Origin of the sequence: Ditibartonella apihabitans (assembly GCF_002007485.1) — a bacterium.
Classification (GTDB): Bacteria; Pseudomonadota; Alphaproteobacteria; order Rhizobiales; family Rhizobiaceae; genus Bartonella; species Bartonella apihabitans.
The window spans coordinates 362,356-377,017 of the sequence record NZ_CP015820.1 but is presented as its reverse complement, the minus strand read 5'-3'; the positions used below and the strand labels follow the sequence as shown (position 1 = coordinate 377,017).

The following is a 14,662-nucleotide window of genomic DNA, read 5'->3' as shown; positions in this document are numbered from 1 at the left end:
TTCCCAAACGTTTGAAATATCCCCAATGTTGGAACCCTCTAAAACCGGACCCGCCGCATTCATGTGGCGGGTTTTTAGACATTATTCAATATTATTATTTTAAAATAAAAAATAATTATGAATAGATCGAACCCACATAAATTTTTATAATACTATTGTCATCATATATAATATATTGTTTTACGGTTTTATTATTTTTGATTTTAATAAATTCTATAAAAACAATGCAAAGACGAATATATCTGTTTTATGTTACCTTTAAAAAACAGCATGCTATAAAATTCTCCAGCGAGTGCAAATGTTTCGAACATAAGCAGAAAGTTCGCAAACCATAACAGCCTTAGAAAACAAGTCGGAAAAAACTGCCAGAAAACACCCCCACCAATAAAAAGCCCGCAATTCATTGCGGGCTTGATGCATAAAGTCGTTTGTAAAAATGCCCTTTCAATCAGGCGATTTCACAAAAATTCATCAGAACCTTTTGTTCTTATCCTGTTTTTGTAAAATAGCGCCAATTTCATCAATCTTCTCTTTTGACGGGGTCGGATAACCAACAGTTGTCGAACCTGTCTGTGTATGGTCCACCGAACGGGCCGCCGGCTTCGGGGCATAATTATAATGCGCATCGGCAACCATAACCTGTTTTGGCGCAGGAGTAGGTGCTGTCTGGAAAGGTAGATAGGGTTCTTCAACCTTTGCAACCGGTTTTGCATGGGAAGCTGCCGGTTTTGCATCTGCTACAACAGTATTCGTTTGATGCGTAGCTACGCTTTTCTGTGATGAAAAAGGTTTGGCTTCAACCGGCACAGGTTGCGCCTGAGCAATCATCACAGGTTCGCTTGTCGGAGCTGTCTTGACCGGTAGTGCAGGTGCCGGTTCTGAAACCGCTTTTGGCGCTACCGGCTGGGCACCCCGACCCGGAGTTGTGAATTGCGGTGCATTGCCGTTCTTTTCTTGAGCAAAAGCAAACGCTACATCATAAGGTGCATCATTTGCCGGAACTTGCAGTTCGCCGTTACGACCGCGCTTTTCATAAAATGCGTTACCACCAGCGACTTGCACATAATGGATATTTTTATACGGGAAGGTTAATCCGGCGGTGTGAAAAAACATCGCGTTTTTACTTTTTTTGGCACGCTCGCCACGCAAAACTGCGTCGGCGGCTTCACCTGCTCTTGCCATTGCAGCAGGTTCACTCATCGGTTTTGTCAAAACACCGGGAGCAAATTGGTTGGGTTGCCCGACAACGCCGCAAATTGTCTTCGGATAGGCTGTCGAATTTACACGGTTCATGACCACAGTTCCTACAGCAATCATACCGTCGCGGCTTGAGCGGTTTGATTCAAAATACATTGCCCGCATCAGGCAAGTACGTTCTGTCAGGGGAAACGGGGCTGGTTGATTGGTATTTTTGTGACCGAATAAATGGTTTGATGCACATCCAGTAACGACGAGCGGTGCGAGCATAATAGCAGCGGTACTTGCCCAACGGAGTTTTTTCATCTTTCCAATACCATTCCTGTGTTTCGTTTTCTTTTCGACCGCTTAAAAACAAAAGCAAAAAAAGGCCAAATGAAGGCAGATTTTTCGCGTCACTTTTGTCAATGCGCGTTTTAAGAGGCAAAAAGCTTTAAAATCACTATGACTTTAAACCTTTTAAAAACTATTAATTGCGTTTTAAGGCACTCTTTTTGGGTTCTTGGAGCATTATTTTGAAAATTGTCGTTGAATGATAAAAGGAGAGCTGAATAATTATTATAACACATTGTTTTATTTATATATTTTTAAATTCATAAACTATCTTAAAAATATCCGCTCCCGACTTTTCAGTTGCCTTGCTACGGCCCGACAAGGCTGCCTGTTCACTTATTATTAACGCTAAATCCACAAAGTGTAGCCGATAAATGAATTTCATCGACAAAATCGGGCAGAATAAGGCAAAAAACGACCAGGAAGACTGTTCTAGATCATCTTTCGTTTAAAATAAGACTGTTATTAATGAGCTTAAAAGCCCATAGCCGAACATAATAAAATTTCATTGGTGAATATTGCGGAGAAAACCTGCTCCGGATAAATCCAAGCAGTATTTGCGGTTCGGTTCGCAAAACAAAAGAACGCATTTCGCTAGACTGTTGTTATGAGTAAGTTGCGTGCTCATGAAAATGAAAACAGTCATTGAAACCTATGCGGGTTGATTACGAAATTCTCAATGAGAAAATTGGGCATATATTCAGACAGGTAAATTCCTATTGAGAGAAGTAAATTTTAGGCAATAAACCGAAGGACACGGAGGAGCCACGACAGATCGCAGCTATCCGCCCGATATGATCTATTTCCGGAAGCTATTTCAATAATCGATATTTTTGGGCACAGCTTCAGTTATTTTTCAGTTTTTTCGTCTGCTCCAACCTTATAGGTCGTATCATCGCGCGGACGATCTGTGCTCAAATATGTACCGGTCATGATATAGTGCAATGCCTCGGCAATATTGGTTGCGTGATCGCCAATGCGCTCGATATTTTTGGCGCAAAATAACAAATGCGTGCAAGCGGTAATATTGCGCGGATCTTCCATCATATAAGTGAGGAGCTCGCGAAACAGCGATGTATACATAGCGTCAATTTCTTCATCCCTGTTACGCACGGCATCAATCCGTTCAAGCGAGCGGCTGGCATAAGCGTCCAAAACTTCCTTGAGCTGATTAAGTGTCAATGTCGCGAATGATTGAAGGCCATGATATAGGCTCGCCGGTTGCCGGCTTTCGACAATCGCGGCCGCCCTTTTTGCAATGTTTTTCCCCATATCGCCAACGCGTTCCAGATCGGCAGCAATGCGCATAGCCCCGATAATTTCGCGCAAATCCACCGCCATTGGCTGGCGTTTGGCGATAATTGCCACCGACTTTTCATCAATTTCGCGTTCGGTCTCATCGAGAAACATATCATCGGAAATGACCTTTTTAGCCAAATCCAGATCATTATTCACAACAGCATTGACTGCTTCTTCGATCATCTCGCTAGCAAAAGTTCCCATTTTGGCAATTTTTGCTTCAAGGTAGCCCAACTCCTCATCGAATGAACGGACGGTATGATTTATTGGCATAAGCGTGCTCCCTGAATTTAACCGAAACGACCGGTAATATAATCTTGTGTACGTTGCTCTTTTGGTGAAGTGAACATCATCTCGGTTTCGCCTACTTCAACGAGATCTCCCAAATGGAACATCGCCGTATATTGCGAAACGCGTGCAGCCTGCTGCATTGAATGGGTAACGATAACAATCGTAAAATTCTCGCGCAAATCATCAATCAATTCTTCAATGCGCGCCGTTGCAATCGGGTCGAGTGCGGAACATGGTTCATCCATCAAGATCACTTCCGGACTGACCGCAATAGCGCGTGCAATGCACAAGCGTTGCTGCTGCCCACCGGAAAGACCGGTTCCGGCATCGTTCAAACGGTCTTTGACCTCATCGAACAAACCGGCTTTGACAAGGCTTTGTTCAACGATCATATCAAGTTCCTTGCGTGATTTGGCAAGTCCATGAATACGCGGCCCATAGGCGACATTCTCGTATATGGACTTCGGGAAAGGATTGGGTTTTTGAAAGACCATACCGACACGGGCGCGCAATTCGACAACGTCGATATCCGGATCATAAATATCCTGCCCGTCAAGAGTGATAAGACCGGTTACTTTTGCCCCGTCAATTGTATCATTCATACGATTGAGACAACGCAGGAAAGTTGACTTGCCGCAACCGGACGGACCAATCAATGCCATAACCTGATGTTCGGGAATATCAAGGCTGACACCATGCAAAGCTTCTTTGGCGCCATAAAACACTTTGACATCCTGACCACGCATCTTGATTTTCATTATCGACCTAATCCTATTTCGTCTTGAGCCAGAATGGGCTCGCTAAATCAATATGTTCAACTTCAACTTTACCAGCGCCGTTCAAATTTACGGCGCAGCAATACTGCGGCTATATTCATGATAGCGAGAAACGCCATCAAAATGATGATCGCTCCGAATGTACGTTCATTAAAGGCACGTTCCGGCTCATTTGCCCACATGTAAATTTGGACCGGAAGGGCTGTTGCGGGTTCCATCGGGGTTGCCGGATAATTTGCAACAAAGGCGACCATGCCGATCAATAAAAGTGGCGCTGTTTCCCCCAAAGCCCTTGCAAGACCAAGGATTGTACCGGTGAGAATTCCAGGCAAGGCAAGCGGCAAAACATGACCAAAAATGGTTTGCGTTTTTGATGCACCAAGTCCCAACGCTGCATCCCGTATTGAAGGCGGAACTGCCCGCAAAGCAGCACGCGTTGCAATAATGATTGTTGGCAGCGTCATGAGCGTTAATACGAGCCCCCCGACAATTGACGAGGCGCGCGGCAGATGCAGAAAATTGATAAAGATGGAAAGCCCTAGCAAACCGAAAACGATAGACGGCACAGCTGCAAGATTATTGATGTTCACCTCTATTATATCATTGAACCTGCTGCGGCGGGCAAATTCTTCAAGATAAATGGCTGTTGCAACTCCAATCGGCAAAGACAATATCAACACGATTGCCATCATATAAGCCGAACCGATAATGGCAACGCCAAGTCCGGATGTTTCCGGCCGGCTTGAAGCCCCGAATGTGAAAAGCCCTTTATTGAAAGCTTTATGCAATGTGCCGTCGGAAGCGAGTTTTTCCATCCACCCGATCTGGCGATTAGTGACCTTACGATTTTGTTCTGGAACAGAAAGGTCGATTTGCCCTTTGAAAGCAGAATCGATATCGGCGGCGGCTAATACATCAATCGTGCGGGTTTTACCGATATAATCGGGATGCTCAATAAGAAGCTTACGTATTTCAACGCGCACACCACCTGAAATCATGCGGTTGAGTTCACGCATTGCGCCATGGTTATTCTTATCAACGCCAAGCTTGTCTGCGAGAGTATTGCGCACAAGCAGCGGATAATTTGCGGTAATGAGGACTTTGGGATTTGTGAGCCGCTCGCCTTTCGGGTCAATAATCTGTTCATCGAAATAGACAGGCAAGGTCATCGTTGTCTGTTGAAACGCACTCACCCCTTGAGCAATAATCGACCACAAAAGAATAACGAGAAATAAAAGCCCGACCCCGATTGCTAAAAGCCCATAGGCGCGGAAACGCCGTTCCGCCCGATAACGGCGCTTTAACCCGATGTCGCGTCTTGGCGTTTGAACAACGTTACTCATTCATATTGTTCCCTATATTTACGCACAATATAAAGCGCAAAAACATTCATCAAAAGTGTCAGTACAAAGAGCGTCATACCGAGGGCAAATGCAACCAATGTCTGCGGCGAATTGAATTCAAGGTCACCGGTGAGCTGATTGACGATTTTTACTGTCATCGTTGTCATGGCCTCGAACGGATTAAGGGTCAGATTTGCTGCAACACCGGCTGCAAGAACGACAATCATTGTTTCGCCGATAGCCCGTGATGCGGTCAACAACACTGCACCCACAATCCCCGGCAATGCTGCCGGAAGGACAACCTTTTTAATGGTTTCCGATTGTGTGGCGCCAAGCCCGTATGAACCATCACGCAAAGCTTGCGGTACTGCCGATATAATATCGTCGGAAAGCGAGGATACAAAAGGTATTAACATAATTCCCATAACGAGACCGGCAGTCAAAATGCTTTGCGACATAATGAAACCTTGTCCGCCAGCAATGGCAATTGAAAGATCCCGCAAGAACGGCCCGACAGTAACCAGAGCGAAAAACCCGTAAACAATTGTCGGAATACCGGCCAGAACCTCCAATAGCGGTTTGATAATTGCACGCACACGGCGGGAAGCATATTCCGACATGTATATAGCCGCAAAAAGCCCCACCGGAACCGCAAAAATCATTGAAACCAAGGCAATATAAAGTGTACCGGCGAGAAGCGGCAGCAAACCGAATTGCCCGACAGCACCGGCCGAACCGCTTGCGCTAAAACGCGGGTCCCAAACAGTACCGAAAAAGAAATTCGACAACGGCACAACTTTGAAAAAACTGATTGTTTGGAACAGCATTGAAAAGAAAATGCCGATGGTTGCAAGAATGGCCACGATAGAGGCAATAACGAGGCCGACAAACACCATCTTCTCGACTTTGTTGCGGGCGCGTTTTTTCTCGCCCACCCCCAAAATACCAGAAAACAGGCCGACAATTGCAATAACCAATGTGACAATCAAACAATAGAAATGGGACTTCGTTGCCCCTTTATACCAGTCTATAGCAACCGGAATAAGGCTATCTGCTCCCTCACTCGGCAGCATAATGCCTTTTTTTGCCATATCATCGCTTATTGTTTTATAAGTGAGCGGGGATGCCGGATGATTAAGATCAAGATCTGCAATGTCGGTTTTGGCGGTCGAAAAAGCGCGGGTAAGACTGTCAACCGTGCTTAATGCCAAACTGTGATTTAACGTCTCTCCGCTTTTTACAATTTCAGTCAATCCGGTCGAAGCGCGTTCTTCAAGATAGACAGCACTTCCCAATTCCCACAATATAAGAACGAGAAAAGCGGGAACGACCGTCAGCAAAAATGTCCACCAGCCAAAATAATATGGCCGCGAATGCAATTTTTTACCTTGTTTCTCGATTGAAGCGGCACGCTTTCCCGAAATGACAAACCCGGCTATGCCAAGAGCAAAAATAACCAAGATTAATAGTGATATGGACATTCCATTTTCCGGTTTTATTTCAAAAATAACGCGGGAATTTCCCGCGTTTGCTCACTTCATTTGTCAATTGACATGACAGTTCCACTCTCGAATGCAGCCCTTTGCGCTTCCCGTTCGCTATCAGGAGCGGGAATGAGGCCATAATCTGCAAGTGGACCATCCGGTCCGATCATCTGGTCAGACAAGAAAAATTCGATATAGTCTCTCATGCCCGGAATGACTCCCAAATGGGCTTTCTTGACATAAAAAAACAGCGGACGGGAAACGAGATACTTTCCGCTCGAAATCGTGTCAACATTGGGAGTAACACCATTAACGGTAGCAACTTTCAGCTTGTCGGCATTATTTTCATAAAATGCCAGTCCGAAAACGCCTATCCCTGTTTTATTCGACATGACACGTGCAAGGGTTTCCGAATAGTCACCATCAATATCAATAGCCCTGCCATCCTTGCGAATACTTATACAAGCGGCAGTGACTGCCGTGTCATCCATCGAAAGAGTTTTCATGCTTTCGGCTGCACCACTTTTTTTGCAGCCTTCAGCCATCAATTTTTCCTCGAAGACTTCTCTTGTGCCATGTTTTTCGCCGGGGATATACGCGTTGATCTCCCAATCGGGTAATTTCGGGTCAATCTCGTTCCATTTTTTAAAAGTGTTAGCAACAAGTTTCCCCTCAACAACGATTTTTGCTGCCAATGCCTTATAAACATCGACAGGTGTCAAATCGATGTTAGGACCGTGAATATCGCTTGCAAATACAATCCCGTCATAGCCGATGCGGACTTCTTCGACTTCGGTGACACCGGCATCAAAACAGGCTTTCAATTCGGTATTTTTCATCGGTCGGGAAGCATTGGCAATATCAATGGTATTGTCACTGATGCCGCGGCAAAATTCTTTGATTCCGGCCCCCGAACCACCCGATTCGATAACAGGTGTACGATAATTGGTAAAAATTTCTCCGAATGTTTCTGCAACTATTTTTGCATAGGGTAAAACTGTCGATGAGCCGGACACTTGGATATAATCGCGAGCCAAGGCAGTTCCCGACAAACTGGTTGTGACCAATACCACCCCCACAACCGTTGCAAGCAATCTGTTCATCCATGCACTCCTGGACAACCGGCAGCTTTTTTTAACAAGGCTAACAATGGATTGTTATTTCTCTCATAATGCTTGTTGCAGTGTCTGTTAAAAACCTCATACAGTCTAAAGCCATTTTTGACTATCTTTATATTGGCTTTTTCAACCTTTTAATTTGTTTTCCACATGATCCCAGAAGATTTTGGCAGCATCGGCACCACCGAAACGTTTCAGTTCGCGGATACCGGTTGGCGAAGTGACGTTAATTTCGGTCATGTAATTGCCGATGACATCTATTCCGACGAGGAGAAGACCGCGTTTTTTCAAGGAAGGTCCAATCCGTTCACAAATTTCAAGGTCACGGCGAGTAAGCTCGGTTTTCTCTGCCCGTCCACCAATATGCATATTCGAACGGGCATCGGTCGAGGCTGCAACGCGGTTGATGGCTCCCACGGCCTCTCCGTCAATCAATATAATGCGCTTGTCGCCGGCACTCACATCTTTCAAATAACGTTGCACGACAAAAGCTTCCGGATAAAGCTCGTTGAACATTTCAAGGAGCGAGCCGAGATTCTTGTCGTCCTTTTTCAACAGGAAAACCCCTGCTCCGCCATTTCCATAAAGTGGTTTGATAATAATATCACCAAATTCGGAGCGAAAAGCATTGACCTCTTCGGCGTCACGGGTGATGAGCGTTTCCGGCATTAGGTCAGGAAATTCGGTAACAAAGAGTTTTTCAGGACTATTGCGTACCCAATTCGGATCATTCACGACCAAAGTCTTATCCATTATCCGTTCAAGAATATGCGTGGTCGTAATATAATTCATATCGAATGGCGGATCCTGCCTGAGCAGCACGACATCCATTTCTTGAAGTGGTGTGCGCTTAGCCTCACCCAATTCGTAATAATTGTTTTCCTCGTCGCGCACTTTCAACGCTTCGATACGAGCGGTCACTTCGCCATTGAGCATCGAAAGCCGGTCGGGTGTATAATGGAACAGTTCGTGTCCCCGCCTTTGCGCCTCCAATGCCAGAGCAAATGTTGTATCTCCCTTGATATGGATGGTCGAGATATGATCCATCTGGATAGCTATTTTCATAAGATTTGCCTCATATAATCAAAGCGGGTAATCAAAGCAGGCTAGTCAATCGTACCATGAGTCACTAGATAGGAATGAAATATGACAAGGGTTAAGGCATGACGCAAGCACCAGACGAAAAATTAAACAAGGAAGAAATAGAGCGCTATGCACGCCACATTCTTTTGCCGGAAATCGGTGGTGCCGGTCAACAGAAACTTAAAGCTGCGAAAGTGCTGGTTGTCGGTGCAGGCGGGCTTGGAGCGCCGGTCTTAACCTATCTTGCGGCCGCAGGTGTCGGCACTCTCGGCATTATCGACGATGATGTGGTTTCGCTTTCAAACCTGCAACGGCAGGTTATCCACAAAACTTCGGCAATCGGAGAAAAAAAGACTGAAAGTGCTGCCGAAACGCTCGAAGCGATCAACCCGTACGTGAAACTCGACCTTTACCCTTTAAGACTAACGGAAGAAAATGCTGCTGAAATTATCGGCAAATACGATCTTGTCATTGATGGTTCGGATAATTTTACCACCCGTTATCTTCTCGCCGATAGTTGCGAAAATTTGAAAAAACCGCTCGTCAGCGGTGCAATCGGGCGTTTTGACGGCTCTTTAACGGTCCTCATGCCTTATCTTGGCGGTGAACACCCCTCCTATCGCGATCTCTTTCCGACCCCGCCGCCCAAAGGTGTTGTACCGACATGTGCAGAAGCCGGCGTCATCGGTGCTCTTCCCGGTGTTATCGGTTCGTTAGAAGCCATGGAAGCTATAAAAATCATTACCGGTTGCGGTGAACCGCTTGTCGGGAGACTGCTCCTTTATGACGGGTTATCAGCCCGTTTCGAAACAATCCGCTATAAAAAAAGAGCCTCGACACAAAAATAAAAACGCTGTTTGTCTTGTTTAAAACAATGCCTTGTTTTTTTAAAACAACGCCTCTTGAAGCACTATTTTTAGCCGCGTCTTTCCAACTCTGTCATTCTAGCCCTGTCTTTCTAGTAAAGTCGGGCTATTTTGAATGTCGGGACCAGTTATTCTAAAAGGACTATTTCTGTTTGTCGGTCGATAAATTATCGGAAGCAATGTTCTTTTCCAATAATGGGCTGTCGGAATCCGATAATGGGCCATTATAATCTTCAAGATTACCCGCATCGAGAAGCGTTTCATTGGTTTTATAGGCAGTACCATCTGGCATAGTCTCGTGACGGCGCTCATGTCTATTTTCTGGCCTGTTTTTATGTTCGGGTGACTTATGCCCATTTTTATGTGCTTTTATCATAATGTCTTTCTCCTGAAAGTCTCACAGCTAAAAGACATTGAGCGGATTAAAAACTTTTCAAGACTTCAGGCTTTATTTCGTTGAAAGGCTCTATCGCTCTTTCATAACTTCGGCAAAACACTTCCGACAATTGCCGGTTTTGAAACCCGAAAAATCCTCTCTTATGCGCATTGTTGAACAAAAAAGTAATTTTGAGAATTGTTATTTCACGGGGCTATTTTAGCCATGTGATGCACTTTCGCCTTGATGTTTCTGCTGATGTTTTATTGCTCCGATTTTTATTTCACTTCAAAGAAAACACAAGAAAAATTCAAAATTCTTTCAGGCAGAAATTCGACCAATCAGATAACTTTTCCAATCAAAAAGCTGGACGATCTAAAACTGGTTAACCAAAAAACTTGGCCACTAAAAAAACCGGCCGATCGGTTTTGTTAAGCAGACATAGAATTTTCGCTTTGCTTGTCCACATTCACGCTTGATAAATATCAAGCTTCATCAATGTCATTCTTATCGACACTCAAATCGAAAGCGGCATTCATCAAAGCTCTGGTATATTCGGTTTTGGGTGATGAAAACACTTCTTCTGCCGGTCCATGTTCGACCATTCGACCATTTCTCATGACAATAAGATCATTGGCCAATGCTTTGACGACTTTCAGATCATGGCTGATGAAGAGATAGGCAAGATTGTGTTTTTGTTGAAGAGTGCGCAACAAATCGACCACTTGTGCCTGAACGCTCATATCAAGTGCCGATGTCGGTTCATCGAGCATCACAAAACGTGGATTGAGAACCATGGCGCGGGCAATTGCAATACGCTGGCGTTGACCACCGGAAAACTCGTGCGGATAGCGATTGCGCGTCTCGGGATCAAGATCGACTTCTTCTAAAGCACGGACAACTCGCTCATCGCGTTCTTCGTAATTCAGATTTTTCTCGTGAATGAGGAGTCCTTCGGCGATAATTTCACCGACTGACATTCTTGGCGACAACGAGCCGAACGGATCCTGAAAAACAATCTGGATATGACGGCGCAAAGGTCGCATCTGTTTGAAGGAAAAATGTTCAATATTTTTCCCGTTAAAACGAATATGGCCTTGTGAAGAGATCATACGCGTGAGTGCCAGACCCAGCGTGGTTTTTCCCGAACCGGATTCGCCAACAACGCCCAATGTCTGTCCTTCACGTATGGTCACGTCAATATCATTAACCGCCTTGATATAATCGACCGTGCGGCGGAAAAAACCTTTTTTAACAGGAAACCAGACCCTGACCTTTTCCCCTTCCATCACAACAGGAGCGTTTTTATCGGCTTTCGGCGGATTTCCTTTCGGCTCTGCGGCAAGCAGTTTTTTGGTATAGTCATGTTGCGGGCGATTAAAAATATCGGCGGTTTTTCCTGTCTCGACAATTTTGCCCCCGGTCATCACACAAACGCGGTCGGCAAATTTCCTCACAATACCGAGATTATGGGTAATAAAGAGCATCGACATAGAACGCTCTTGCTTGAGCTTTTCAAGAAGTTCGAGAATTTGCGCCTGCACTGTTACATCAAGTGCTGTTGTCGGCTCGTCGGCAATAAGAAGTTTCGGATTATTGGCAAGCGCCATTGCAATCATAACGCGTTGCCGCTGACCGCCCGATAATTGATGGGGAAATGACGACAAGCGTTTTTCCGGCTCGCGGATTCCCACTTGAGTGAGAAGCTCGATCGTGCGTTGGCGAGCGTCTTTATCCGACATGCCCTCATGAACTTTCATCACCTCGCCGACCTGCCGCTCGACCGTGTGAAGGGGATTGAGCGAAGTCATCGGTTCCTGAAAAATCATTGCAATGTCTTTGCCACGAACTTTCTGCAAAGATTTTTCATCAAGCTTCATCAAATCCTTATTGTCAAAAAAGATTTCGCCTGAAGGGTGGCTCGCCATCGGATAGGATAAAAGCTTCAGAATAGAAAGCGCGGTTACAGACTTTCCCGAACCCGATTCGCCGACAAGCGCGAGTGTTTCACCGGAATTGATGTCAAACGAGATGTGATCGACGGCAAGTGTTTCCTTGCCATCCTGACGAAACATCACTGAAAGATCGCGAACACTGAGCAAAGCTGTCATTGGAACGTCTTCCTCGGATCGAAAGCATCACGGGCGGCTTCACCGATAAAAGCCAGAAGCGACAACATGACCGCAATAGCAACAAAGCCGGTAATGCCAATCCACGGAGCATTGAGATTGGTTGCTGCCTGCCGCATGAGTTCTCCAAGCGAGGCCGACCCCGGAGGCAAGCCGAAACCGAGATAGTCAAGCGCAGTCAAAGTCGAGATACCGGCTGTCAATAAAAACGGCAAATAGGTGAGTGCTGCAACCATGGCATTGGGAAGAAGATGGCGTATCATGATCGTGATATTCGGCACACCCAGCGCCCTTGCTGCATTGACATATTCAAAATTTCTTGCCCGCAAAAATTCTGCACGCACCACGCCCACCAGCGCCACCCACTGGAACAGCAACATAATTCCCAACAGAACCCAGAAGCCTTGGGCAAGAACCGCCGCCATAATGATGATGAGATAAAGCGCGGGAACCGAAGACCAGATTTCGATAAAACGCTGGAAAATGAGATCGACCCAACCGCCGAAATATCCCTGCACCGCACCGGCAGCAATACCGATAATCGAAGAAACAGCCGTCAAGATAACCGTAAACAATATGGAAACACGAAAACCGTAAAGCACACGCGCAAAAACATCACGTGTCTGGTCATCTGTACCAAGCCAGTTCCAGTTTCCGATTGTGCATTCGGGATCCTTTGCACCGAGAGCATAATTCTTGCAGCGCTCGTCTTTACTTTGAAGCCAGAATGGAGGAGCCAGCGCAACAGGCTTGTTGCCGACTGTTGTATCATAGGAATAATGCACCGGCGGCCATATCGCCCAGCCATGTTCGTTGATTTCTTTCTTGATATAATCTTCCCGGAAATCGACCGTTGCAAGAACACCGCCAAACTTGGAATCGGGATAGTCGAAAAGCACCGGAAAAAGCAGCTCGCCCTTATAGGATGCGATAATCGGCCGGTCATTTGCAATGAAATTGGCACCAAAAGAAAACAGACAAAGAATAAGGAAAATCCACAACGACCACCAGCCGCGACGGTTTTTCTTGAAGTTTCTCCAGCGCCGTTCATTAAGCGGCGACAAAAACGGTCTTTTGTTGCGGCGGGGTTTTACTGGCTTTGCCACGCCGATTGTCTGTCCGGAAGTTTGCTCGCTCATCAAACGTCCCTCTTCTCGAAATCGATACGCGGATCGACAAGCATGTATGTGAGGTCGGAAATAAGGCTCACAACAAGACCGATCAACGAGAAAATATAGAGCGAGCCGAACACAACCGGATAATCACGATTGACAATGGATGTATAGCTTAAAAGCCCCATTCCGTTTAACGAATATAGCATTTCGATAAGCAGTGAACCGGTGAAAAATGAAGCGATGAATGCTGCCGGAAAACTTGCAATAACAACAAGCATGGCGTTGCGGAAAACATGCCCGTAAAGAACAGCGTGTTCGCTTAAACCTTTTGCCCGTGCCGTCACCACATATTGCTTTCTGATTTCTTCCAGAAAACAGTTTTTGGTCAGCAATGTTGTGGTGGCGAAAGCCGAAATAACCATTGCTGTGAGTGGCAAAGCAAGATGGTGGAAATAATCCAAAATTTTGCCGCCAAGCGACAATTCATCAAAATTTTCCGATGTCAAATGGCTCAATGGAAACCAGTCGAAGAATGACCCTCCGGCAAAAAGGACCATTAACAGAATACCGAACAGGAAACTCGGTATTGCATAGCCGATAATGATAACGGCACTTGTCCATATATCGAATGTGGAGCCATCCTTGACGGCCTTGCGGATACCGAGAGGAATGGAAATCGCATAAGAAATCAACAATTGCCACAGCCCTAAAGAAATCGAAACCGGCAAGGCACCTTTAATAAGATCCACAACAGAACGGCCTTGCGTATAGGAATCCCCGAAATCGAAACGGATATAATTCCACAACATCGTAAAATAACGTTCAAGCGGAGGTTTATCAAAACCGAACTGTTTTTCGAGTTTTGCAATAAATTCCGGATCAAGGCCGCGTGCACCACGATATTTTGCACTCGCGTCGCTACCCTGTAACGTTACCTCTGATGAAAGCCCGAGGTCACCACCACCGCCGGCAACCCGCCCCATGGCATCGCCACCGGTGCCTTGCAATTGCGCAATAATATTCTCGATAGGGCCACCGGGAGTAAATTGCACAATGACAAATGTCACTGTCAAAATGCCGATCAATGTCGGTATAATCAGCAGCAAACGCCGCGCTATATAGGCCGCCATATCTCTCTTTCATCCTCTTTCCGGTATGAGTTTTGTTAGGCTCGCAACATGCGAATCAAACCGGTGCGTTCAATTGAACCCCTATTCTGGAACATTTATGGTAAACAAATGACAAACGGCTG

At 45.7% G+C, this 14,662-nt stretch carries 12 protein-coding genes; 1 reads left to right on the top strand and 11 read right to left on the bottom strand.

The window, feature by feature from the left end; genetic code table 11:
• Positions 1 to 471: 471 nt before the first annotated feature.
• The 7 genes from BBC0178_RS01655 to gshB form a co-directional block, all read right to left on the bottom strand.
• On the bottom strand, positions 472 to 1,503 hold the full coding sequence (locus tag BBC0178_RS01655) for a cell wall hydrolase (RefSeq protein WP_078038975.1): 1,032 nt from the start codon (positions 1,501 to 1,503) through the stop codon (positions 472 to 474).
• Between the two features lie 876 nt (positions 1,504 to 2,379).
• Complete coding sequence (gene phoU, locus BBC0178_RS01650; protein ID WP_078038974.1) at positions 2,380 to 3,102, bottom strand: phosphate signaling complex protein PhoU; 723 nt, start codon at positions 3,100 to 3,102, stop codon at positions 2,380 to 2,382.
• Between the two features lie 17 nt (positions 3,103 to 3,119).
• The gene (pstB, locus tag BBC0178_RS01645; RefSeq protein WP_078038973.1) at positions 3,120 to 3,878 is read right to left on the bottom strand and encodes a phosphate ABC transporter ATP-binding protein PstB; all 759 of its coding nucleotides are present in this window, start codon (positions 3,876 to 3,878) and stop codon (positions 3,120 to 3,122) included.
• 68 nt (positions 3,879 to 3,946) lie between these two features.
• Positions 3,947 to 5,239: a phosphate ABC transporter permease PstA gene (gene pstA, locus BBC0178_RS01640; protein ID WP_078038972.1), complete on the bottom strand. Its 1,293-nt coding sequence runs from the start codon at positions 5,237 to 5,239 to the stop codon at positions 3,947 to 3,949.
• A complete protein-coding gene (pstC, locus tag BBC0178_RS01635) occupies positions 5,236 to 6,720 on the bottom strand; it encodes a phosphate ABC transporter permease subunit PstC (RefSeq protein ID WP_078038971.1) in 1,485 nt (494 codons plus the stop codon). Before pstC ends, pstA begins: the two co-directional genes overlap by 4 nt.
• A gap of 56 nt (positions 6,721 to 6,776) precedes the next feature.
• A complete protein-coding gene (locus BBC0178_RS01630) occupies positions 6,777 to 7,826 on the bottom strand; it encodes a PstS family phosphate ABC transporter substrate-binding protein (protein WP_078038970.1) in 1,050 nt (349 codons plus the stop codon).
• Positions 7,827 to 7,967: 141 nt separating this feature from the next.
• Complete coding sequence (gene gshB / locus BBC0178_RS01625) at positions 7,968 to 8,906, bottom strand: glutathione synthase (RefSeq protein WP_078038969.1); 939 nt, start codon at positions 8,904 to 8,906, stop codon at positions 7,968 to 7,970.
• Between the two features lie 98 nt (positions 8,907 to 9,004).
• Between gshB and BBC0178_RS01620 the strand changes: the two genes are divergently transcribed.
• The gene (locus BBC0178_RS01620; RefSeq protein WP_078038968.1) at positions 9,005 to 9,772 is read left to right on the top strand and encodes a molybdopterin-synthase adenylyltransferase MoeB; all 768 of its coding nucleotides are present in this window, start codon (positions 9,005 to 9,007) and stop codon (positions 9,770 to 9,772) included.
• A gap of 160 nt (positions 9,773 to 9,932) precedes the next feature.
• Here BBC0178_RS01620 and BBC0178_RS01615 read toward each other — a convergent pair whose 3' ends face one another.
• From BBC0178_RS01615 to BBC0178_RS01595, 4 genes are all read right to left on the bottom strand, one after another.
• Positions 9,933 to 10,166 carry a hypothetical protein gene (locus BBC0178_RS01615; protein ID WP_078038967.1) on the bottom strand — a complete coding sequence of 78 codons (234 nt, stop codon included), beginning with the start codon at positions 10,164 to 10,166 and terminating at the stop codon, positions 9,933 to 9,935.
• A gap of 485 nt (positions 10,167 to 10,651) precedes the next feature.
• Entirely contained in the window at positions 10,652 to 12,277 is a 1,626-nt protein-coding gene (locus tag BBC0178_RS01605) for an ABC transporter ATP-binding protein (protein ID WP_078038965.1), read from the bottom strand.
• Entirely contained in the window at positions 12,274 to 13,434 is a 1,161-nt protein-coding gene (locus BBC0178_RS01600) for an ABC transporter permease (protein ID WP_078038964.1), read from the bottom strand. Before BBC0178_RS01600 ends, BBC0178_RS01605 begins: the two co-directional genes overlap by 4 nt.
• Positions 13,434 to 14,540: a microcin C ABC transporter permease YejB gene (locus BBC0178_RS01595; protein WP_075915216.1), complete on the bottom strand. Its 1,107-nt coding sequence runs from the start codon at positions 14,538 to 14,540 to the stop codon at positions 13,434 to 13,436. Before BBC0178_RS01595 ends, BBC0178_RS01600 begins: the two co-directional genes overlap by 1 nt.
• Between the last annotated feature and the right edge of the window lie 122 nt (positions 14,541 to 14,662).